Raw genomic sequence first — 21,989 nt, forward strand, 5'->3', positions numbered from 1 at the left:
CCCTCAGGCCGCGGCGCGCAGCGGCGCCGCCGCGCCGATGCCTTCGAACACGAAGCTGTCCATGGCCAGCACGCCATAGGTGACCTCGTCGGCCACGCGCGACACCCTGGCCGGCTCCGGCAGCGCGGCACGCGCGCCCTCCGGCCCGGGCGCCGCACCGAGCGCCGCACCCAGCGCCACGAAGAACGGCAGCAGGTGTTCGTCGGTCGGGTGCGCCCGGCGCGCATAGGGCGCCTGGGCGCGGTAGTCGGCAATACGGCGGGTGTCGCCGGTGGCCAGGGTGTGGTCCAGCGCCTCGGCCATCCATGTGCGGAAGGCTTCGACATACGGTTCGGCTTGCGGGCCGTGCTGTTCGCGCCGGCCGCCGCCAAACACTTCCTGCAGGTTGTGCGTGAAGCTGCCGGAGGCCAGCACCAGCACGCCTTCGTCGCGCAGCGGCGCCAGTGCGCGCCCGATCGCGATCTGCGTCGCGGGCGACAGGTAAGGATTCAGCGCCAGCTGCACCACCGGCGTGTCAGCGTCGGGGAAGAAGTGGCGCATCGGCATCCAGGCGCCGTGGTCCAGCGGGCGCTCGTCGTCATGGCCGACAAAGCCCGCGCCGGGAATCGCCGCCGACTCGACCAGCACCTTTACCCGCGCCGCCAGGTCCGGCGAACCCGGGGCGTCGTAGCGCAACGCGTATAACTCGCGCGGGAAGCCGCCGAAATCGTGCCAGGCTTCCTGGCGTTCGCGGCTGGTGACGGCCAGCGTGCTGTAGATCCAGTGCGCCGAAATCACCAGCACCGCGCGCGGGCGCTGCGCGCGCAGCCGGGCGCCCAGGGCCTCGAACGCGGCGCCGGTGGGCCCGGGATCGATGGCCAGCATCGGCGAACCGTGGGAGATATAGAGCGAGGGAAGCATGGCAATACCGCCTTCAAACGGTTTGTGTACTGGCTTCCAGTTTGGCAAAGAACGGCGGCGCTCGCGGGCGTGGTTTGCGGACACGTCATGCAAAAAAATTGAACCACTGGGGCCATCCGTGGCGCGGCCCACACAACCCGCGCGGGGCCTGCACCGCGGCCGATGCGAGGGGCTTATGCTGCAGCCGGGAGCTCGCGGTCAGAAGCTTCTCAGGGACTTTCGCAACACGGTCGCCACGGCGCTTATCCGCGCGGATGGCAGGAGAATCAGGTGGCATCGCGCAATCCGCGCCGCGCCGGACGGCACAACCGCATCCCGGTCCAGTGGTGGCAGCCGGGCGTCTATGGCAGCGTACCCGCCGTCGCGCTGTGGATCCTGGCGCGGCTGCCGGCCGGCCTGCTGCTGTCGGTGACAGGCATGGCGGCCCTGCCCGCCTGGCTGAACCGCGCCGGGGACACGGTATTCGTGGCCGGCTGGGTGGCCAGCGCCCTGCTGATGTGGATCATGCGCCGCCGCCCCGCCCCTGATCCGCCTGCCACGATGGCCTCACAGGCGCCAGCCGAGGCCGCGCCGGGCGCCGGACGGGGCCAGACCGCGGGGTGACGAAGTCGGCGCACCAGATTGCGCAGCTTGTCGCGTGCAGGTGCGGGATTAAGGAATCGCTTAAAATCGCGATTTCCCCGCATCACCAACGCTTCATGACCGCGACTACCGCCCCCGTCCCAGAACTGACCAACGCCACCCGACGCAAGGCGATCATCGCCGCCACCATCGGCAATGGCCTGGAGTGGTTCGACTTCACCGTCTACAGCTTCTTCGCCGTCATCATTGCCAAGCTGTTCTTTCCCACCGGCAATGACCTGACCTCGTTCCTGCTCACCGTCGCCACCTTCGGCGTGGGCTTCTTCATGCGCCCGGTCGGCGCCATCGTGCTGGGGGTCTATGCCGACCGCGTCGGCCGCAAGGCGGCGCTGACGCTGACCATCCTGCTGATGGCGCTGGGCACGGCGATCATCGGGCTGGCCCCGACCTACGACCAGATCGGCCTGTGGGCGCCGGCGCTGATCGTCCTGGCACGCCTGATCCAGGGCTTTTCCGCCGGCGGCGAAGTGGGCGGCGCAACCGCCTTCCTGATCGAGCACGCGCCCGACGCCGAGCGCGGCGCCTACGCCAGCTGGCAGCAGGCCAGCCAGGGCATCTCGTTCATGCTGGGCGCGGCCATGGGCGCGCTGGTCACCAACGGGCTGGCGCCGGAACAGATCGACGCCTGGGGCTGGCGCATCCCGTTCCTGTTCGGCCTGCTGATCGGCCCGGTGGGCATGTATATCCGCTCGCACCTGCACGAACCGCCCGAGTTCGAGGCGCGCCAGGCCGCCCGCCGCGCGTCCAGGGTGAAGTTCTCGCCGCTGTCGCAGGTGCTGCGCGACCACCCGCGCGAAGTGCTGGCGGGCCTGGGCGTGACTATCCTGTGGACGGTCTGCACCTATGTGCTGGTGTTCTACATGCCGTCGTACGCCAAGCAGCAGCTGGGCCTGCCGCTGGGCGCCACGTTCCAGTCGACCGCGCTGTGCGGCGCCATCATCCTGGTGCTGTGCCCGCTGATGGGCATGCTGTCGGACCGCGTCGGCCGCAAGCGCATGCTGGGCGTGGTGGCGCTGCTGATCGGCGTGCTGGCCTATCCGCTGTTCCACTGGCTCAATGTGGCGCCGACCACGCAGACGCTGCTGCAGGTGCAGATCGTGCTGGGCATCCTGCTGGCGGCCTTTACCGGCCCGGCCCCGGCGGTGCTGGCCGAGCAGTTCCCGACCGAGGTGCGCTCCACCGGCCTGTCGCTGGCCTACAACTTCGCCGTGACCATCTTCGGCGGCTTTGCCCCGCTGATCGTGACGTGGCTGATCGAATCGACGCAGAACAAGCTGGCGCCGGCGTACTACGTGATTGCCGCCGCCGTGGTCAGCTTTGTCGCGCTGGTGTTCATGCATGACCGGACCGGCAGGAAACTGGCCTGAGCGCGTCGCGCATCGATGAAAAAAGCCAGCCGCGAGAGGCTGGCTTTTTTGTTGCCCGCGGGCGGGCCGGTCAGGCGTCCTCGCCGCCTTCGCGGTAGATATGGATCACATGCCGGGCCTCGAAGCACAGCGGCATGCCGGGGGTCATCTCGTCGGTGCAGTACGGCTGGTTGTCGAGTTCGCCGGTATAGAGCGCGCCTTCGCGCCCGGTGACGTTGACCCACATCCGTTCGACGTGGACTTCCTCGTTACCGGCCTCGTCCGCGACCAGGATGCGGAAGATCAGCTTGACCTGCTGGCCGGCGGCGAGCGCGTCGCGCTCAGCGCGGGGCGGCATCCAGAAGGTGTCGGGGTGGGCGGCGGCGATGGGCTCGGCGTCGTCGAGCTCCCATCCGTCGTCGTCCAGCGTGGTCAATCGCATGTCCATTTTCAGCCTTCCGCAAATTCTCAGGTGCGGGCATGATCGCAGCAAATGCGCCGGCCGGCGAGCGCCAGGCCGGCGCCCCATCCATTCGATACTGGAAAGGTACGCATGACGAGCAACAAGGAAGCGCTGGCCGCACCGGTGCGCTGCGGCTGGTGCGGCACGCTGGAGGACTACTGCCACTACCACGATACCGAGTGGGGCTTTCCGGTGGCCGACGACCGCCGGCTGTTCGAGAAGCTGTGCCTGGAGGGCTTCCAGTCCGGCCTGAGCTGGCTGACCATCCTGCGCAAGCGCGAGGCCTTCCGCAAGGCCTTTGCCAATTTCGACATCGAGAAAGTGGCGCGCTTCACCGAGCGCGATATCGCGCGCCTGCTGGGCGATGCCGGCATCGTGCGCCATCGCGGCAAGATCGAGGCGGCGATCAACAATGCCAGGCGCGCCCGCGAACTATTGGAAACCGAGTCCTCGCTGGCGGCCTACTTCTGGCGCTTCGAGCCCGATCCGGCCAGCCGCCCCAGGGTGGTGACGCCCGAGGTGCTGCGAACCATGGCCACTTCGCCGGAGTCCACCGCGCTGTCCAAGGACTTGAAGAAGCGCGGCTGGCGCTTTGTCGGCCCCACCACGATGTATGCGCTGATGCAGGCGATGGGGCTCGTCAACGACCACCAGGAGGGCTGCGCCACGCGCGCGCAGGTACTGGCGGCGCGCAAGACGTTCAAGGTGCCGCGCTGACGCGGTATACGTGCCGTTGCGTATACCGCGTCAGCGTGGCACCTGGCATATCGTCGTCCGGCACAAAGGTCCTGGCTTTTGTCTTTATATTGTTTACGTATGTAAACATAGTAGTAGTAGGTAAACCGGGCTCCAGGCCGTGGATAAGTCACCTTTTCCCTTTCCGCTCAGTGACTTGCCGTACAGATAACGGCTCCGGGATAACCCTGATTTGCCGGGACAAGCCGGCGCCCGCGTATACCGCCGGCCGTTGATGGCGGAAGTTGTCCGTATACGTCCCACAGCGCGTCCCCAGGCGCGACACAGCTTGTCCGGCGGGTTATCCCCAGCCCGGGGCAAAGCTATCCACAGCCGGCTCAGCCCTCGGCGGCCTTTGCGGCGATGTATACCGGGTCGACGTGCGTCATCACGTTCAGTACATGGTGGTGTTCGAGCGTGCGGCGCCGCGCCTCCACCGCGATGGCATGGCCCTGCGCCACGGTCAGGGTGGCGTCGATCTCGAGATGCACATCCACCAGCACCTGGTCGCCCATCTTGCGGGTGCGCAGGTCGTGCAGGCCGAGCACGCCGGGCGTGGCCAGCATGGTGGCGCGGATCGCGGTGACGGTCTCCGCGTCGGCGGCGCGGTCCATCAGGTCGTTGAGCGCATCCCAGCCAAAGCGCAGCCCCATGCGCGCCACCATCAGCCCGACCACGATCGCCGCGATCGGATCCAGGACGTGGTAGCCCAGCAGGTTGCCGCCGATGCCAAGCGCCACCACCAGCGACGACGCCGCATCCGAGCGCGCATGCCAGGCGTTGGCCACCAGCATGCTCGAACGCACCCGCCGCGCCACCGCCAGCATGTAGCGGAACAGCAGTTCCTTGGCTGCCAGCGCGGCCAGCGCCACCCACAGCGCCACCGGCTGCACCGGCTGCGCCCCGGCCGGATGCTGCAGCTTGCCCAGCGCCGCCCACAGCATGCCCGCGCCCACCGTCAGCAGCAGCACCCCGAGGGCCAGCGAGGCGGCGGTCTCGAAGCGCAGGTGGCCGTACTGGTGGTCGGCGTCCGGATCCTTGCGGCTTTGCCAGCCGGCGGCCAGCACGACGAAGTCTGACAGCAGGTCGGACAGCGAATGCGCGGCGTCGGCAAGCAGCGCCTGCGAGCCGGAGATCACGCCCGCGACCGCCTGTACCGAAGTCAGGCCGATATTGACCGCGACGCTGACCAGCGTGCTGCGCCGGCCGGCGCGGTGGCGCACCTCGGCTTGCGCCGCGGGGGTGGCGCCGTCGTCGGGCGGGCTGTCCGGTCTTGCGTGCATGCGGGGGGAGCGTGAATCCATCGGGTGACTATAGCCGAACCTGCCGGGAGCGCGGCGCGGCGTACGGCCACGCCATCGTGCCGATTTCGTAACAGCGCTGGCTAACTTATTGCGCCAGCTTTACGGTAGAAAGGACGGGCACCGCACGAAGCGTGCGGACCAGCGCCAGCGAGCGCACCCGGTCTTTGCAAGGAGGGCTCTCACGATGGCGATCCGTTCGCTAGCCTCGCACAGCACATCCCAGCTACGCCGCCTGGTCGGGCAGATGCAGGCGGAAGTCGACGCACTCGAAAACCTTTCCACGCCCGATGCCGATGCGCAAAGCCGCCTGGGCTATGCCACCGGCCGCCTGCGCGACGGCATTGAAGCGGTCGAGGATGCCCTGCAGTCACTGCGCGCGCTGCAACAGGTACGCCCCTCGGCCATGAAGGCCAGACGTCCGACGCGGGTAGCCTAGTCGCGGCGCCACGGCGCATGCGTCATGACGCAAGCGCCATTAAGCGTGCGCCATTAAGCGTCCATTAGGCTCCCATTACGTTCCAGCGGCATCCGCCGCAGCCGCAGCCGGCGATGCCGCCGGCCCCTGGCGCCAGGCCAGCCGCATGGCACGGGCCAGCGCCTCGCAGGCCGCAGGGATGGGCCCGATCACCGGTACCGAGAAGCGCTGTCCCAGCGCGCGCGCGGCCTCGCCCAGCGGCCCGCCGCCGATGATCACGGCCTGCGCGCCATCGTCGATACACGCCTGCACGGCGCCCCCGAGTTGTTCTTCCTGTTGTTGCGGCGCGTTGCCCAGCGCGCGCGGATCGCCATCGGTGAAGCGCACGCCGGTGAACCAGGCCTGCAGCCCGTGCCGGCTCACCGCGGACTCGATCGACGCCGCCAGCCGCGGCGTGGTGGTGGCGATGCCGAAGCGCCGCCCGCCCGCCGCGGCGGCATGCATCGCGGCCTCGCCGATGCCCACCACCGGCACCGCCAGCTGCGCGCGCAGCGCGTCCAGGCCGGGGTCGCCGAAGGCACCGACGATCACGCCGCCAGCCAGGCGGGCCTGGCGCAGCAGGTCGGCATCGCCCATCGAGGTGGTGGCCACCGCCAGATCGGCATCGTCGACGATCATCGGCGCCCCGCGCGCGGCCGTCGCACCCACCACGGCCGGCGCGGCGGCCAGGTGCTGCGCGAGCCAGGCCTGCGCAATGCCAACCATCATCTGCGTGGTGGCGGTGGAAGTATTCGGGTTGATCAGCAGGATATCGGGCATCGGCGTCTCGGGACTCAGGAGTGCTGGCTGGCAGCGGGCGCGGGCCGGACCGGCGCCTGGCCGGCCGGATCCGGCGATGCATTGCCCGGCTCGTCGTCGGCGCCATCCAGCGCCCCAAGCCGAAGGTCTCGGGCACGGGGTTGCGCCCGGCGCGCGCGCCGGGCTCGGGGGGCTCAACGATAGCGCATGGCGGCGAACGAGGCGAGCCGAATGCACTGGCCCGCCCGGCCGGCGTGCGTGCGTGGGTGGCGCTTAACGGCGCGCTGCGCTGGCATTCATGTGGAATTGAGGTGGCATTAACCCCTGCCGCCTCTGGCGTCGCGCCGGCATTAAATCCCCGCAATGGCATCGCCCAGCCCGTCCTGTTTCCCCTTTTTTAATCACGAAAAATCGCGCGCGATGATATTGCCCCGTACGGAAAACTGTCCACAAATCGAACAAAAACTTACATGTGATCCGCGGTCGAGTAATCGTTACGTCGCAACCATGCCCCGCAATAGTGCATAGGTGCCGCGCCCGAAAATCACACGTAACCCATTGTTACCGTTCTGTACGGTCTCGGACACGTGCCCCTAGTATCGCCGCTGCCGGGTTTTCCAAGGGGTTAACCCGATCCGCTTTTTATGCCACTGCAATTCGTCGCGCACACCGCAAACCGGCTCAAGAACGGGCGTGGTGATGTTTATTCACTTTCATCTTTTATCCGTTTACTTAAAAATCAATGACAGGGAAACATCTACTCCGCGATAACCCATCCGACCTGCGCAGAGCGCGTAATTCTTACATTTTGCCGAGCCTGAACTTCCTGGCCGCCGCCTGTGCTGCTGTGGTCCTTACGGCATGCGGCGGCGGTGGCGACGGCACCGATGCAACCACCTCTGGTAGCACCTCGTCGACCGAAGCTTCGCGTAGCCCCACTACGCCCGCTGAATCGACCCAGGTTGCCGACGAGATTTTCGACGGCTCCGGCAATTTGAATGCCGACGAATATGTCGCCATTGCCTCGGATTATTCCGGCGAAAAAGCCATGGCTTATCGCTACGGCCCGAGTAATTCCGCCGCCGCAGCAGTTGGTACGGTATGGAAACCGGAGGACAAGACCTTTTACCCGCACGGCAATACCTGTTTCCAGCAGGATTACCCGGGCGCCGCGATGGATACCAGCACCAACGTGATCTATCAGCTGGGTAACGTCGACTGCGGCCGCAACGACTACGGCAGCAACATGGGCGACGTGATTTTCCGCGCGGACAACGCTTCGGACTCCGGCGTCACGCCGCTGCTGACGCTCGCGCTGAGCGCCGGCACCATTGCCGAAAAGCCGCAGACCCCGTGGTTCTGGGGCCATACCACCACCAATCCGCTGCTGAAGGACCACGTCACGGCCAACGGCGGCGCGATGCCGACGCAGCCGATCGCCATGGGCCGCTGCAGCGAGCACGATTGCGCACAATCGCTGGTGGCTTTCCAGAACGGCCTGATTGCCTCGGTCGGCATGAATACGGCTTCGCACTCGGCTTCGGTGAAGCTGCCGGAGGGCAAGGTGCCCACCGCCATCGCCATTACGTCGAATTCCGAATTTGCCCTGGTGACCATCTGGGACACCAAGAACCTGAAGGGACAGGTGGCGGTGATCGCGCTGGGCAGCCTCGCCGACGGCAGCCAGGTGGGCGGTCCGTATGACTCCAGCGATATGTCGTGGCATGGCCTCTATCCGGGCTTCCGCAACATGTCGAACTTCGTCTTCATGAAGCTGCTGGGCTTCGTTGACCTGCCGGATATGAAGGCCCCGACGGAGATTTCCGCCGTGACCGACTTCAGCGTCATGCAGGACAACACCACCCAGGGCTGGATGCGTGACCCGGTGGGTGACCGCGGCGCGAGCCTGGGTCGCGACGAAGCGACGCCTGGCCTGAGCGAAGCCAACCAGAAGAGCTACGCCGTGGGTGGCGTCAACGCGGACCTGATCTCCCGCGCCGGCGTGGCCGCAGTGATCTCGAAGTCGGAAAAGAAGGTGGTGTTCCTGGACCTGAAGCCGCTGTTCGACAAGGTCAACAACACCTACTTCGAAGGCAGCTTCAACGATCTGCAGAACACCCTGAACAATACCGGCCTGGAAGACTCGCAATGGCCGCAGACGTTCTCGGTGGACAACTACGCTCCGACCATCGTCAAGACCATGAGCCTGGCCGAAAAGCCGACCGCGGTGCGGGTCTCGATGCTGGCCAACCCCGGCCAGGCCTGGGTGGCGACGGAAGACGGCGTGATCCACGCGATCTCGGTGGCTGGCGTGCAGTCCGGTACCAACCTCGATCCGGAACTGATCAAGGAAGTGACCAGCCTGCAAGTGGGCAAGAACCCGACCAGCATGATCCACCAGGTGAATCGCGAGAGCTTCGGCAACTCGAACACCAAGTTGTGGGTGGTGTCGCGTGGCGAGCAGAAGGTCCAACTGGTCGACATGGCAACGCTGACGGTCGAAAAGACGCTGCAGGATTCGCGTATGATCGATCCGATCACGGTGTCTGAAACCCAGCAAAGCCCGCTGCTGACCAGCGTGTTCTCGGTGACCGACTATGCCGGCAAGCAGGTGCTGAACTATCGCTATGCGCCGATCAACCTGCAGGGTGGCAACAGCCCGATGTATATCGGTGTGGGCCAGTCGGGCAATGAAGAGTTCGAGTTCGGCGGTTCCTATGCGGTGGCCGGCAAGCCGTTCAACTTCACCCAGAGCAATGTACCCTGAGCGTCATGTCAGCCTGAAGCGCGCCGGTTGATCCTGGCAAGCTTCTTCCCCTGATATCGCTTCATCGAGGCCCGCACGGTTCGCCGTGCGGGCCTTTTTATTTGGCGGACCACGGTCACGCCGAGAGCCGGCGTGCGCTGGAGCACAGAATTCCAGCCCGCAGACATGACAACCTCGCCATATGCGCAAGGAGCCAGTCCCAATGCCGAGTCCATCCGTCTCCGCCCCTAACCTCAGCGGCACCAGCGGCACCAGCGGCACCAGCGGCACCAGCGGCACCAGCGGCATCAACGGTATCGGCGGCCCGGTCAGCCTGGTCGCGCCCGGCGAGGGTGGCGTCAAGGACTATGCCGCGACGCTGAACGGGCTGTTGCAGGGACATCTGGTCGAGGCCACCCCCGACCTGCCGGCGGCCGCTCTGGCGGGCGCCGACGTGATCCTGCATTACTGCGGCTACGGCTACGCCAGGCGCGGCACGCCGCTATGGCTGCTGCGGCGCCTGCGCGAGGCCCGCCCGCGCATGCGCCGCCTCGGCATCTTCTTCCACGAACTGTATGCCGACGGGGCGCCCTGGCGCTCGGCGTTCTGGCTTTCGCCGATGCAGCGCTACATCGCCGCGGAGCTGGCATCGCTCGCCGACTTCTGGCTGACCAACCGCGAGGGTTCCGCGCAATGGCTCAACGCCCACGCGCCGCCGCGGCCGCACCTGGTGCTGCCGGTGTTCTCGAATCTGGGGGAAAGCGACACGCAGCACCGGGACCGGCACGCCGCCGTGGTGGTGCTCGGGGGCTCCGCACTGCGTGCCCAGACTTACCTGGAGGCAGGCGAGGCCCTGTTCGATTGGGTCGACCGCGCCGGCTTCACGCTGCACGACGTCGGTCCACCCCTGGGCGACACCGGCCTTGCGGCCCGCATCGCCCGGCGGGGCGCGGTGGTGCACGGCCGCGTCGAGGCCGCCGAAGCGGCGCGGATACTGTCAACCGCGACCTATGGCGTGCTCGCCTATCCGGTCGACTATGCGGCCAAGAGCGGGGTATTCGCCGCGTACTGCGCGCATGCGCTCTGCCCCGTGCTGCTGTCTCGCCACCGCGGCGTGCACGATGGCATCACGCCCGCGCACTACCTGTCTTCGATCCAGGCCATGACGCCTGACCTGGATGCCGCCTGGCGCATCGGCCGGGCGGCCCACACTTGGTACGCGCCGCATGCGCTGCGGCATCATGTGGCGGGGTTCAGGGAGTTGCTGGGTGCAGGGCCGGTGCAGCTTGTTGCAGCGTTGTGACGGTGGCTTCTGCAAGCCCCAACAAAAAACCCCGGCAGCCTGGCGGCTCCGGGGTATTCGGCGTGTACTGCGGAATGTTTGAAAAAATCCTGGTGGACCGAAGGAGGATCGAACTCCCGACCTCTGCATTGCGAACGCAGCGCTCTCCCAGCTGAGCTATCGGCCCGACGCGGAGGATTGTAGCGTACTTGGGCCGGACGCTTCAATCCTCGGCGCGACCATGCGTGGTGTTTGCCACATCACGCCGCGATGCCGGCGTTGCCGTCCATGCCGCGTACGCGCGGCAGGTTCAGCGGGCGGGCGCTGACTTCGCGGGTGCTGCGCAGCCACTGCGCCATCACGTCCCAGATGGGCGCGCCGCCGGCCTCGCGGGCTTCTTCGGCCACGGGGGCCCAGCCGGCCACCTTGTAGGTCCTGGCGGCGTCCAGCGGCTTGCCGGCCAGGCGCATGTCGGTGATGCGCTTGCCCATGCCGGCGGCGGGGTCGATGGTGTACTGAAGGCCGCCGACGCGCACCATGTCGCCGCCCTGCTGGTAGTACGGGTCCGGGTTGAACAGGTTGTCGGCCACGTCTTCGAGGATGGTCTTGATGGTCGCGCCGCTCATCTGCGTCACCGTGGTGTACGGATAGGTGATGGCGGTCTGGTCCATCAGGTGCTCCATGGTGATGGCCTGCCCCGGCAGCAGCGTGGTGCCCCAGCGGAAGCCGGGCGAGAACGCGATCTGCGCGCCCTGCACCTGCATCAGGCCATCCAGGATCAGCTGGTCGAAGGTGCCGTTGAAATTGCCGCGCCGGTACAGCAGGCCACGGTTGACGGCGAGCACTTCGCCAAGCTTCTGTTCGTACGGCGCCCGTACCTTGCTGATGAGGGCGTCCATGGCCGGGTCCGCCGGCAGGTAGTTGGCGAACACCGGCAGCAGCCGGTAGCGGAAATCCGCGACCTTGCCGCCTTTCACGTCGAAATCGAGCACCCCCAGGAACTTGCCGTTGGAGCCGGCATTGGTGACCAGCGTGGTGCCGCCGGCGTTCTTTACCGGCACCGGCGCCGGCACCCCGTCATGGGTGTGGCCGCCGAGGATGGCGTCGAGCCCGCGCACGCGCGAGGCCAGCTTCAGGTCGACGTCCATGCCGTTGTGCGACAGCAGCACCACTGCCTGTGCCCCCTTGCCGCGCGCGGCGTCGATGACTTGCTGCAGGTTTTCTTCCTGGATGCCGAAGGTCCAGTCCGGCACGAAATAGCGCGGGTTGGCGATGGGGGTGTACGGGAACGCCTGGCCGATGATGGCCACCGGCACGCCGTTGATCTCGCGGATCACGTACGGGTCGAACACCGGGTCGCCGAAGTCGTTGGTCTTGATGTTCTGCGCCAGGAAGGCGACCTTGCCCTTGAAGTCCTTGTCGACGATCTCCCTGACGCGCTCGGCGCCCAGCGTCATTTCCCAGTGCGGCGTCATCACGTCCACGCCCAGCGCCAGCGCGGCGTCGACCATGTCCTGGCCCTTGGTCCACAGCGCGGTAGCGGAACCCTGCCAGGTATCGCCGCCGTCCAGCAGCAAGGCGCCCGGGCGCCCGGCCTTGAGCCGTTTCACCAGCGTGGCCAGGTGCGCAAAGCCGCCGACCTTGCCGTAGCGGCGCGCAGCCTCGTTGAAATCGAGATACGTGAACGCATGCGCCTGCGGCGTGCCGGGGCGGATACCGTAATGGCGCAGCAGCGCCTCGCCGACCAGGTGCGGCGGCTTGCCGGCATAGTCGCCGATGCCGAGGTTGACGTTGGGCTCGCGGAAGTACACCGGCCGCAGCTGCGCGTGGCAGTCGGTGAAATGCAGCAGGTGGACGTTGCCGAAGCGCGGCAGCTCGTACATGGCCTCGGCCGCCTGCGCGGCGTGCGCATCCTGGTGGGGGAATGTCATGCCGCCGGCGCCGGCGATGGCCAGCACCTGCAGGAACTCGCGTCGGTTCATGTCTCTTCCTGTGGATAAGTGCGTGCCGGTGGGCGCGGGGCGTCCGGCAGCGCATGGCTATGGCCTGGCGTAGCGCTCCAGCGCGGCCACGTCTTCTTCGAGCATTTCGCCCACTTCCTTCTGCACCACGCGGCCGCGCGCGTCGATCACGTACAGCTCCGGCAGTCCCTTGCGCTTGCCGAACACCGCCTGCAGCGCGGCGGAATCCATGGTCGCGGGGAAGGTGTAGCCGCGCTTGGTCATGTAGTCGGCGGCCTCGCGCGGGTCCTTGTCGATGCTGATGGCCAGCACCTGCAGCGGCGTGCCGCGCGTGCGCTCGTACAGCTTCTGCAGGCGCGGGTTCTGCATCGCGCAGAACGGGCACCACGTGGCCCAGTATTCGACCACCAGCGGCTTGCCGGCCAGCGCGGCCGCGCTCAGCGTGCGGCCGTCGAGAGTGCGGACCTCGGGCAGGCGCACGGTGTCGCCCACTTCCAGCGCGGCGGCGCCGGCCGCGGCCAGCAGCAGGCCCGCAGCCAGCAGCGCGCGCAGCAGCATGGCGGGCGCGCGCACCGGCGTTACTGGTTGACCGGCGACGCCGGGTCGAGCAGCAGCGCCATCACGTCGCGGATCTGGGCCTCGGTCAGGATGCCCTTGTGGCCGAAGCGCGGCATGTTGGAGCAGGCGGCGTAGGCGCTGGAGTCCCAGATCTTGCCCCAGGTGTACTTGATGACGTCCTGCGAGTTGCCGCGCAGCTTGCCGTACTGGTACAGCGACGGGCCGATATTGCCGAACGAGATCTCGGCCTTGGTCATCTGGTGGCAGGCGTAGCAGTTGCCGCCATTGGTGCCGCCGACCTGGTCGGTGAACTGCATGCCGCGGCCGTTCTGGGCGACCTTCTCGCCCTCCTTCCAGTCGCCCAGCCATTTGTCGTCGGCGGGGTACTTGACCTGCTTCAGCTCGGCGGCCTCGATCTTCTTCGCCAACTTGGCCGGCACCTTGCTGCGGTCCGGGTACTGGCTGCAGGCCTGCTGCATGCCGTCCTGGTTCAGCACGCCCTCGACCGTGACCGGGCCGCGCGACGCGAACGAGTCTTCGATCAGGTGCTTCATGTCGGCGCCGCTGACGGCGGCGGGCTTGCCCTTGGCGGGGCGGGCCTTCGCGTTGTCCTGCGCAAGCGCGCCGGTTGCCAGCAAGGCGGCCAGGGCCGCGACGGCCACTGCCTGGTTGTGTCGTTGCATGGTGTCTCTCCCGTACTGGTCAGCGCTTCATCGCCGGGCCGTCGTAGGTGCCGCCGTTGGCGTTCTTGGCCAGGAACATGGTCAGCGCGGTGATCACGTCCGAGCCATAGGCGGGTTCGGGAAAGCGCTGCTGGCGCAGGCAGTCGTACAGGCGGTGCTGCATGGTGCGGACCTCGCCCTGCGACACGCGGTACGCCGGCCAGGTGGTGTAGGCCGCCTGCGCGCCCTTGTCGGTCAGCAGGTTGGGCAGGTCCTGCAGGCGGATGCGCTGGCCGTCCACCGCATGGCAGGTGGCGCAGGCAAAGTCATAGGCGCCGCCGCGGTAGAAGAACATCTTCTCGCCCAGCGCATAGGTGCGCTTTTCTTCCGGATGGCTGAGCTGCACGTTCATCTTCACGCCGCGCGACTCGCCGGTCAGGTAGGCCACCAGCCGTTCGATCTCGGACGGCTTGCCCGATGACGAGAACGGGTTTTTCGTCGCTTCTTCCCGGGTCAGGCCCTGCAGCGTCATGCGGCAGTGGGCCAGCCGCTGCTCCAGGTCCATCACCTTGTTGGTGTCCTTGAAGTAGCGCGGCAGCTCGGCGTAGGCGCCCTTGGTCACGCCCGGGCCCTTGCCCAGGTCGCATTGCTCGAGCGAGGCGTTCTTCGGGCCGGCGGGCTTCTTCCACAGCTCTTCGCCGGCGGCTTCCCACAGCTCGGCGGGATTGCCTTCGGCCAGCATCTGGCGGTACTTGGCGATTTCGTCGGCGGTGCTGCCCTGCGCGTGCACGGCGGCAGCGGCTGCGGCCGCCGCGGTGGCGGCCAGCGCCAGTGCAGCGCGCCGGGCCAGGCTTCGGATCGGTTTCATGGGGCTTCTCCTCGCGGCCGCGCCTTGCAGGACGGGCCGATTCTTCTCTTGTGTTGCCGTCAGGCCGCGCCAGCCCGGCTCAGGGCTTGATATACGCGTAGCCTTCCTCGGCCTGCAGGCGGGCAATCTCGACCACGCCGGCCTGGACCACCTTGGCTTCCATCAACAGCTGCGATTCGCTGATCTTGCGCGCGGTCAGCGTATTGCGGCACACGCGGAACTCCACGCCTTCGGCGGCCAGCGCGCCCACCGGGCTGTCGAAGCCGTTGCCGCGCGCGTCCTTGGCGCCTTCGACCAGGAAGTCGACGCCATAGCCGAACGCGACCACCACGATCCTGGTGCCGGGGGCGCCATTCAGGTGGTTGCGCAGGTTGCCCATCGCGCGCACCGCCTGGTCGATGCCTTCCGACAGCTGGTACACCACCTTGACGCGTCCGCCCTTGCCCGTACCAGCCTGTGCCGACTGGCCGGACTGTGCCGAGGCCTTCGCCGCCAGGCCGATCGCGGCCAGGGCCGCCGATGCTCGAATAAATGCTCGCCGCATAATGCTCCTTCGGGCCGGGTCCGTCCCGGCATTCCGCCCCGAACCTTAGCAGAGGACGGCTTGCCGTGCCGACCCCATGCAGCCGGGCGGCCTCAGGCGATGGTGGCCTCGTCGGTACGCTTGTCGCCCTTGTTGTCGATCCAGGTCACCGCGACCTTGTCGCCCTTGGCGCCGCCCTTGAACTTGAAGTTCAGGAACGGGTCCTTCGACACCGCCGGGCCGAACTGGGCGCGGAACACTTCCTTGCCCTTGCACTGGGCGGTCACGGTCTGGATATGCCAGGCCGGGATGACCTTGCCGGACGCATCCTTGCGCTGGCCGGTCTCCATGTCGTGCTTCATCAGAATCTTGACGTCCACCACGCCGCCGTTTTCGGTGGCGCGTACGCGCATCGGGTCTGCCATGTGTTTCTCCTGTTGCAGTTGGGCGGGAATCTCGGTCCGGGGTCCGGGGCTCGGCGTCAGCCGCCGCAGCCGCCCAGCGTGACCTTGATTTCCTTCGATGCCACGTACCACTTGCCGCCGGCCTTGACCGCGGCGTGCACCACCGAGGTCTGGCCCATCTTCACGCGCGTGGAGACGAACGGCTCGGTGCCGGCCGGGATGATGAAGTCGGCGGCCAGCGTGTTGGGGTTCTTTTCCACCAGGATCGCGATCTGCTCGGTATCCGGGAGGGTGCTGGTCACGGCCACCGGCACCACGGCGCCGTTCTCGGCGATATCGGGGGCGTTGAAGGTGATGGCGGTGCTTTTCTCGGTGCCGCTGCCGCCGAGCGCCTTGATCACGTCGGCAACGCTCTTGCCGTCAAAGGCGTTCTTGTTCCACTCGGCCGCCTGCGCTTCGCTGATCAGGCCGGTGGCGGCCATCAGCGACAGGACAGCGGTGACCCGCAGCACTTCTCGTCGTTTGGAATTCATTGCTTGCTCTCCGGCTACTCCGTTCCAGTCGGTCGTGGACCGTTCCAGGGGTGTTGCATGCGGCCGGTACATGGCCGGCCGCTGGTTGTCCCAGGCCGCACGGCGGTTGCCGCCCGGCCCGGCGCATCGGTGCACTGCCCGCGCGGGCAGTCGGTCTTACTTGGCGGGGGCGCCGGCCAGCACCCACTCGACCACGGTCTTCAAGTCGGCGTCGCTGATGGCGGCGTTGGCCGGCATCGGCACCGGGCCCCAGACGCCCGAGCCACCGCTCTTGACCTTCTTGCTCAGGGTCGCCAGGGCGTTCTTGTCGCCCTTGTACTTGGCCGCCACTTCCTTGTAGGAGGGGCCGACCAGCTTCTTGTCGACCTGGTGGCAACCCATGCAGGCGTTCTTGTTGGCGATCTCCTGTGCCTTGGCGGCATCGACCGCGTGGGCCGATGCGGCGGCGCCGAGCATCAGCGCTGCGATGACAAACTGCTTCATTGTTAAGCTCTCCAAGCTCTGTAAAGCCGTGGGGACGGCAAAGGCCGCGCGGCCGTGCTGCAATGGCCTGGCGGCACACACCGGCCGCCGCCTGGGGGCACTGCGGCGGCCAGTCCGCTATTTTGCCTCAAGAATCCAGCCCACCATGGCCTGTACGTCCGAATCCGGGATTTGCGGCTGCGGCGGCATCGGCACCGCGCCCCACGCGCCCTGCCCCCCCGCCTTGACCTTGCGCGCCAGCGCCGCATGCGCATCCTGCCCCTTGTACTTGCCGGCGATGTCGGCGAACGACGGCCCCACCAGTTTGCGGTCCATCGCGTGGCAGGCCACGCACTGGTATTGGCTGGCCAGGCGCGCGCCGGGCGCGGGCGCCGCCGGCGCCACGGCTACGCCGCCTGGCCGGGCTGCGGCGGCGGCCGCGATGCCGCGCACCGGGCCGAAGGCGCGCTGCTGCTGCGCCAGGTCGCCGTGGGCGTCGCGGGCATAGTCCGGCATCGACGAAGCGATCGAAACCTGGTCCGCGCAGCGCGACATGCACGCGGTGTTGCGCGTATCCGGCCGGCCGCGCCCCGGCCACAGGCCGTGATCGGTGGTCATGCCGGCGCGGTTGGGCATGCGCCGCTGCACCTCGGCGATATTGGCGTCGGACAGCGCGAAGTCGGCCGGGACGATCTCGCCCAGGTTGAGCAGGTAGGCGGTGACCGCATAGACCTCGTTCACGCTCAGGCTCTTGGGCGCGTTCCACGGCATGGCGCGGTGGATGTAGTCCCACAGCGTGCTGACGGTGCTGACCTTCATCAGCGTGGTGCGGTACGGCTGGTTGCCGGTCATGGCGGCGACGCGTCCGCGCCGGATGTCTTCGGCGGTGGTGCCGCCGACCAGCGGCGTGAACACCTCGTTGGATTCGCCGAAGTCGCCGTGGCACGACGCGCACTTGCCGTCCCAGACCTTCTGCCCCTGCGCGACCGTGCCGCTGCCCTTGGGCAGGCCCTGGAAGTCCGGGCGCACGTCGATGTCCCACGCGGCCACCTCGGCCGGCGTGGCGGTGCGGCCAAGTGCCGCACGCGCATCGGCCGTGCCCGCCCATGCCGGCGCGGCGCAGCCGGCCGCCAGTGCCAGCGCCGCGGCGATCCGAAGCTCAACCCACATGGACATTGGTCACCTCGCCGCCCGCCGCCACCTGCCAGCTCTGGATCGCGTTGTTGTGATAGATCGAGCGCGTGCCGCGCACCGCGCGCAGCTGCCCCAGCTTCGGCTGCACGTAGCCGGTCTCGTCGATGGCGCGGCTTTGCAGGATGGCCGGGCCGCTGGCCCCCCCATCCCAGACCCAATCCAGGTTGAAGCGCGTCAGGCACTTGGACAGCACCGGCGCCTCCAGCCGCGCGGTGCGCCAGTTGCGCCCGCCGTCGGTCGAGACATCGACACGCTTGATGCGCCCGCGCCCCGACCACGCCAGCCCGCTGATGTTGTAGAAGCCCTTGCCCACCAGCTGCTGCCCGCCCGACGGCGTGGTGATGACCGACTTGCACTCCTGGATCGAGGTGTACTGGCGCAGCTTGCCGTCGGGCATCATGTCGACGTAGTGGATGGTCTCGTCCTTGGCGTTCCAGGGCTGGTCGCCCAGTTCGAGCCGGCGCAGCCACTTGACCCACGACACGCCCTGCACGCCCGGCACTACCAGCCGCAGCGGGTAGCCGTTCTCCGGGCGCAGCATCTCGCCGTTCATGCCCCAGGCGACGATGATCTCGTCGGCCAGTTCCATCGGGATGGTGCGCGTCATCGACGAGCCGTCGCCGCCTTCGGCGAGCAGGTAGCGGCCGCGGCGCAGGTCGGCGCCGGCGTCGTCGAGCAGCACGCGCAGCGGCACGCCGGTGAATTCGCAGCACGACAGCATGCCGTGCGTGTACTGCACCGTCGGCACCGCGACATTGCCCCACTCCATGCCGGTATTGGCGCCGCATTCGATGAAATGCATGCGCGACACCGCCGGCAGGCGCATCAGGTCGTCCATGGTGTAGACGCGCGGCGTGCGCACCAGGCCGTTGAGCATCAGGCGGTGGCGGGCCGGGTCGATATCGTGCCAGCCCTGGTGGTGGCGCTCGAAATGCAGGCCGTTGGGGGTGATGATGCCGAAGAAGCCCTGCAGCGGCGCGAAGGCCACCGAAGCAGCGGAGACGCGCGTCAGGCCCGGCGATTCGCGCCGGATCAGGTTTTTCTCATGGACAGAGGGCTGGCCGTACGGACGCGCCGCCACCGGCTGGCCCAGCGACGTGGCCCAGGGCTGAGGCTGCAGGATGGCGGGATCGCCGTCGGCCGCCAGCGCCTGGCGGCCCGCCGTGGCGGCGGCAATCCCCGCGGCGGCGCCCAGGAAGCTCTTGCGCAGGAAGTCGCGCCGCGGCGCGTCCAGGCCGTGCCGGCCGATGTCCTGCTGCAGCGATGCGCTGACGAAGTGCTCGGGCGCGGGCACGATGCGCCCGGGCCGGTTCCGTTCCTGCAATGCGGTCTCCTCCGGCGCGCTCGCCACGGTCGGTCGGACCGGTCGGCGTGCCTGTTATCGGGCCGCTGCAGCGGGTGCGGCAGCGCTCCGTTTGCCGGAAGAGCTGAACTAGCCTGCGGTGCGCCGCCGGCGCGCCGGGGCTTCGGGTGTCGGCTGTGCCATGAAGCGGTCGACCACGCCGGAGGGCAAGGCATTGTCCTCCAGCCGGCTCGCCACCTGCACGCAGACCGTGCGGCACAGCTCGATCACGCTTTCGTCCGCAATGGCGTAGAACACCAGGTTCGCCTCCTTGCGGCGCGACAGCACGCCCGAGCGGTACATCGCGTTGAGATGCCGCGACACGTTGGTCTGCGACGAACCCACCGTCTCGACCACCGTGCTGACCGGCTTCTCGCCATCGCACAAGGCGTGCAGGATCTTCAGCCGCGTCGGCTCCGCCAGCAGGCTGAAATAACCCGATACCTTTTCGAACACGCGATCCAGCTCTTCCATGCCGTTCAATATATTCGTATATGCGTGAATGCGCATATAGTGTTTACCCATGGATGCATCACAACATAAGGCGCCGCGCGCGCGGCGGCTCAGCGGCGCGCCAGCGCCCTGCCCGCCCACAGGCGCTGGCCGAACACGTTGAGCAGCAGCCCCGCCATCACCACCGCGGCGCCGATCCACTGCGCGCCGGACAGGTCCTCGCCCAGCAGCGCGTGCGCCGACACCAGCCCCACCACCGGCACCAGCAGCGTCAGCGGCGCCACCTGGCTGGCCGGATAGCGCGTCAGCAGCCGGCCCCACATGGTGTAGCCGAACACCGTCGCCGCGAACGCCAGGTACGCCACCGCAAACAGCGCCAGGCCCGACACCTGCGTCACGCTTTGCACGATGCGCGCCGGGCCCTCGAACCATAGCGACAGCAGCGCGAACGGCACGATCGGCACCAGCGCGCCCCAGATTACCAGCCCGAGCAGGTCCACGGGGCCGATCTTCTTGCTGACGATATTGCCGCTGGCCCAGCAGAACGCCGCGCACAGCGTCAGCACGAAGCCTGCGACGCTCATGGCGCCGGTGCCCCCGGCGCCGGCGCCGATCAGGGCAAGCCCGCACGCCGCCACCGCCATGCCCGCAATGTTGTGCCAGCGCACCGGCTCGCCCAGCCACAGCGCGGCGATCGCCAGCGTGAAAAAGGCCTGCGACTGCAGCACCAGCGACGCCAGGCCGGCCGGCATGCCGACCGCCATGGCGTAGAACAGGAAGGCGAACTGGCCCAGGCTGATGGTCGCGCCGTAGGCCAGCAGCAGCCGCCATGGCACGCGCGGGCGCGGCACGAAGAAGATCGCCGGGAACGCCACCAGCAGGAAGCGCAGCGCACCCAGCAGCATCGGCGGCACGCCGGCCAGCCCGACCTTGATGACAACGAAATTGACGCCCCAGACGCAGACGATGGCGAGGGCGAGAAGGCGGTCTCTGGCTTGCATGGGATTGCCGTGCGCGGGCGCGCGGGAGGTCGATCGGGACGCCTAGCGTAGCAGCGCCGCCGCGCGCGGCATTGCACGTTCCTGCGGTTTTGTGCGGGCAGCGCCGGCGGCCCGCACCACCGGACGCGCTAGCCCAGCATCTCCGCCCAGATTCCCTTTGCCCAGGCCAGCGCGTAATCGCCCTCCAGCGCCGTCGGCGCCGGCGACAGGCCGCCCGAGCCCGGCACCGTGACCATGGTCTTCTGCGCCGCGTCGTAGCGATGCACGCTGGCCACGTGCACCGCCTCGCGGTCCGAGGTGAAGCTGTAGCAGGTGTTGTTGTACAGCGGCTCCGGGTCCGGGGCGCGGCCCGACAGCAGCGCCACCAGCGCCGCCGCGGCGACCTTGCCGTGCTGGTTGGCCATATGGCCGGACTTGGGCATCAGCGGCGCGATCTGGATGGCGTCGCCGATCACATGGATATGCGCCGCGGCGCGCGACTCGAAGCTGACGAAGTCCACCTCGCACCACTTCGCATTGGCCGTGGCCAGCCCGGCCGACACGGCGATCGCGCCGGCGCGCTGCGGCGGCAGCACGTTGAGCACGTCGGCGCGCACATCGTCCTGGACCTCGAACTTGAGCGTGCGCGTGGCGGGGTCGACATCGGCCACTTCGTGCTGCGGCCGGTATTCGACCATGCCCGGGTATTGCGTGGCCCACACCTGGCGGAACAGCGCGGCCTTGGAGGTGATATCGGCGTTGGCGTCGAGGATCAGCACCTTGCTGCGCGGCTTGTGCTGTTTGAAATAATGCGCGACCTGGCAGGCGCGTTCGTACGGTCCCGGCGGGCAGCGGTACGGCGCCAGCGGCACGCTGATGGCATAGGTGCCGCCATCGGGCATCGCCTCCAGCTGGCGGCGCAGCGCGACGGTCTCGGGCCCCGCCTTCCATGCGTGCAGGATCTGGTCGCCGCCGGGCCGCTTCAGCCCGGGCAGCGCTTCGCGCATCATCTCGACGCCGGGCGACAGCAGCAGGCGGTCATAGGGCAGCACGCTGCCGCCCGCCAGGCGCACCGTCCGCTTGGCCGGGTCGATCGCGACCGCGGTGTCGCGCACGAGCCGAACACCGTGGCGGCGCACCAGCGCATCGTACGGCAGCGTCAGGTCGCCGAGCTGGCGGCTGCCGCCGAGCACCAGGTTCGACAGCGGGCACGAGATGAAGGCCGGATTCGGTTCGACCAGCGTCACCTCGATGGCCTGACCGCTCCATTCGCGCAGGTAGCGCGCCGCCGTGGCCCCGCCATAGCCGCCGCCGACCACCACTACCCTGGCGCGGGCCGCGGCGCGCGCCGGCCGGATCCCGGCCGTACCCAGTACTGCGGCGCCCGCGGCGCCGAGGAAGCTTCGTCTCTGCATGGC

At 68.1% G+C, this 21,989-nt stretch carries 23 protein-coding genes and 1 tRNA gene; 6 read left to right on the forward strand and 18 right to left on the reverse strand.

What is annotated here, in order from left to right; genetic code table 11:
* Positions 1 to 3: 3 nt before the first annotated feature.
* A complete protein-coding gene (locus CBM2594_RS00190; protein WP_116355071.1) occupies positions 4 to 900 on the reverse strand; it encodes a DODA-type extradiol aromatic ring-opening family dioxygenase in 897 nt (298 codons plus the stop codon).
* 270 nt (positions 901 to 1,170) lie between these two features.
* On the opposite strand from CBM2594_RS00190, the gene CBM2594_RS00195 reads away from it, so the two are divergent.
* Both CBM2594_RS00195 and CBM2594_RS00200 read left to right on the forward strand, forming a co-directional pair.
* Positions 1,171 to 1,503, forward strand: a complete 333-nt coding sequence (locus CBM2594_RS00195; protein WP_116355072.1) for a hypothetical protein — start codon at positions 1,171 to 1,173, stop codon at positions 1,501 to 1,503.
* Between the two features lie 95 nt (positions 1,504 to 1,598).
* Positions 1,599 to 2,909, forward strand: coding sequence for an MFS transporter (locus CBM2594_RS00200; RefSeq protein WP_116355073.1), 1,311 nt, complete (start codon positions 1,599 to 1,601; stop codon positions 2,907 to 2,909).
* A 70-nt stretch (positions 2,910 to 2,979) separates the two neighbouring features.
* On the opposite strand, the gene CBM2594_RS00205 is transcribed toward CBM2594_RS00200, so the two are convergent.
* Complete coding sequence (locus CBM2594_RS00205; protein WP_116355074.1) at positions 2,980 to 3,336, reverse strand: DUF2314 domain-containing protein; 357 nt, start codon at positions 3,334 to 3,336, stop codon at positions 2,980 to 2,982.
* A gap of 105 nt (positions 3,337 to 3,441) precedes the next feature.
* Here CBM2594_RS00205 and CBM2594_RS00210 point away from each other — a divergent pair, with 105 nt between their 5' ends.
* Positions 3,442 to 4,068 (forward strand): DNA-3-methyladenine glycosylase I, encoded by a 627-nt coding sequence (locus CBM2594_RS00210; RefSeq protein WP_116355075.1) that lies wholly within the window; start codon positions 3,442 to 3,444, stop codon positions 4,066 to 4,068.
* A 356-nt stretch (positions 4,069 to 4,424) separates the two neighbouring features.
* On the opposite strand, the gene CBM2594_RS00215 is transcribed toward CBM2594_RS00210, so the two are convergent.
* Positions 4,425 to 5,369, reverse strand: a complete 945-nt coding sequence (locus CBM2594_RS00215; protein WP_116355076.1) for a cation diffusion facilitator family transporter — start codon at positions 5,367 to 5,369, stop codon at positions 4,425 to 4,427.
* Positions 5,370 to 5,574: 205 nt separating this feature from the next.
* Between CBM2594_RS00215 and CBM2594_RS00220 the strand changes: the two genes are divergently transcribed.
* A complete protein-coding gene (locus tag CBM2594_RS00220; protein WP_018006124.1) occupies positions 5,575 to 5,826 on the forward strand; it encodes a hypothetical protein in 252 nt (83 codons plus the stop codon).
* A 75-nt stretch (positions 5,827 to 5,901) separates the two neighbouring features.
* Here the strand turns inward: CBM2594_RS00220 and CBM2594_RS00225 are convergent, their stop codons facing one another.
* Positions 5,902 to 6,624, reverse strand: a complete 723-nt coding sequence (locus CBM2594_RS00225) for an aspartate/glutamate racemase family protein (RefSeq protein WP_116355077.1) — start codon at positions 6,622 to 6,624, stop codon at positions 5,902 to 5,904.
* Between the two features lie 973 nt (positions 6,625 to 7,597).
* Here CBM2594_RS00225 and CBM2594_RS00230 point away from each other — a divergent pair.
* Both CBM2594_RS00230 and CBM2594_RS00235 read left to right on the forward strand, forming a co-directional pair.
* Positions 7,598 to 9,370: a hypothetical protein gene (locus CBM2594_RS00230; protein ID WP_232346538.1), complete on the forward strand. Its 1,773-nt coding sequence runs from the start codon at positions 7,598 to 7,600 to the stop codon at positions 9,368 to 9,370.
* Between the two features lie 202 nt (positions 9,371 to 9,572).
* Positions 9,573 to 10,652: a hypothetical protein gene (locus CBM2594_RS00235; protein WP_147310395.1), complete on the forward strand. Its 1,080-nt coding sequence runs from the start codon at positions 9,573 to 9,575 to the stop codon at positions 10,650 to 10,652.
* A gap of 90 nt (positions 10,653 to 10,742) precedes the next feature.
* On the opposite strand, the gene CBM2594_RS00240 is transcribed toward CBM2594_RS00235, so the two are convergent.
* The 14 genes from CBM2594_RS00240 to CBM2594_RS00305 all read right to left on the reverse strand — a co-directional run bounded on the left by CBM2594_RS00240 (position 10,743) and on the right by CBM2594_RS00305 (position 21,986).
* Positions 10,743 to 10,818, reverse strand: a tRNA-Ala gene (locus tag CBM2594_RS00240).
* A gap of 73 nt (positions 10,819 to 10,891) precedes the next feature.
* A complete protein-coding gene (soxB, locus tag CBM2594_RS00245) occupies positions 10,892 to 12,613 on the reverse strand; it encodes a thiosulfohydrolase SoxB (RefSeq protein WP_116355078.1) in 1,722 nt (573 codons plus the stop codon).
* A gap of 57 nt (positions 12,614 to 12,670) precedes the next feature.
* Complete coding sequence (locus tag CBM2594_RS00250; protein WP_116355079.1) at positions 12,671 to 13,165, reverse strand: redoxin family protein; 495 nt, start codon at positions 13,163 to 13,165, stop codon at positions 12,671 to 12,673.
* 5 nt (positions 13,166 to 13,170) lie between these two features.
* The gene (gene soxX, locus CBM2594_RS00255; protein ID WP_116355080.1) at positions 13,171 to 13,833 is read right to left on the reverse strand and encodes a sulfur oxidation c-type cytochrome SoxX; all 663 of its coding nucleotides are present in this window, start codon (positions 13,831 to 13,833) and stop codon (positions 13,171 to 13,173) included.
* 19 nt (positions 13,834 to 13,852) lie between these two features.
* A complete protein-coding gene (gene soxA, locus CBM2594_RS00260; protein ID WP_115663621.1) occupies positions 13,853 to 14,680 on the reverse strand; it encodes a sulfur oxidation c-type cytochrome SoxA in 828 nt (275 codons plus the stop codon).
* A gap of 79 nt (positions 14,681 to 14,759) precedes the next feature.
* On the reverse strand, positions 14,760 to 15,224 hold the full coding sequence (locus tag CBM2594_RS00265; RefSeq protein ID WP_116355081.1) for a DsrE family protein: 465 nt from the start codon (positions 15,222 to 15,224) through the stop codon (positions 14,760 to 14,762).
* Positions 15,225 to 15,316: 92 nt separating this feature from the next.
* On the reverse strand, positions 15,317 to 15,628 hold the full coding sequence (gene soxZ, locus CBM2594_RS00270; RefSeq protein WP_116355082.1) for a thiosulfate oxidation carrier complex protein SoxZ: 312 nt from the start codon (positions 15,626 to 15,628) through the stop codon (positions 15,317 to 15,319).
* 56 nt (positions 15,629 to 15,684) lie between these two features.
* The gene (soxY, locus tag CBM2594_RS00275) at positions 15,685 to 16,140 is read right to left on the reverse strand and encodes a thiosulfate oxidation carrier protein SoxY (RefSeq protein ID WP_092316643.1); all 456 of its coding nucleotides are present in this window, start codon (positions 16,138 to 16,140) and stop codon (positions 15,685 to 15,687) included.
* A gap of 156 nt (positions 16,141 to 16,296) precedes the next feature.
* A complete protein-coding gene (locus CBM2594_RS00280; RefSeq protein WP_018006137.1) occupies positions 16,297 to 16,623 on the reverse strand; it encodes a c-type cytochrome in 327 nt (108 codons plus the stop codon).
* 117 nt (positions 16,624 to 16,740) lie between these two features.
* Entirely contained in the window at positions 16,741 to 17,778 is a 1,038-nt protein-coding gene (locus tag CBM2594_RS00285; protein ID WP_116355083.1) for a c-type cytochrome, read from the reverse strand.
* On the reverse strand, positions 17,762 to 19,120 hold the full coding sequence (gene soxC / locus CBM2594_RS00290; RefSeq protein WP_116355084.1) for a sulfite dehydrogenase: 1,359 nt from the start codon (positions 19,118 to 19,120) through the stop codon (positions 17,762 to 17,764). The genes CBM2594_RS00285 and soxC overlap by 17 nt, the downstream gene beginning before the upstream one ends.
* 108 nt (positions 19,121 to 19,228) lie before the next feature.
* Complete coding sequence (locus CBM2594_RS00295; RefSeq protein WP_116355085.1) at positions 19,229 to 19,648, reverse strand: ArsR/SmtB family transcription factor; 420 nt, start codon at positions 19,646 to 19,648, stop codon at positions 19,229 to 19,231.
* Positions 19,649 to 19,701: 53 nt separating this feature from the next.
* A complete protein-coding gene (locus CBM2594_RS00300) occupies positions 19,702 to 20,592 on the reverse strand; it encodes an EamA family transporter (RefSeq protein ID WP_116355086.1) in 891 nt (296 codons plus the stop codon).
* Positions 20,593 to 20,720: 128 nt separating this feature from the next.
* Entirely contained in the window at positions 20,721 to 21,986 is a 1,266-nt protein-coding gene (locus CBM2594_RS00305) for an NAD(P)/FAD-dependent oxidoreductase (RefSeq protein ID WP_116355087.1), read from the reverse strand.
* Positions 21,987 to 21,989: the final 3 nt, after the last annotated feature.

The organism is Cupriavidus taiwanensis (assembly GCF_900249755.1).
Taxonomy (GTDB): domain Bacteria; phylum Pseudomonadota; class Gammaproteobacteria; order Burkholderiales; family Burkholderiaceae; genus Cupriavidus; species Cupriavidus taiwanensis_D.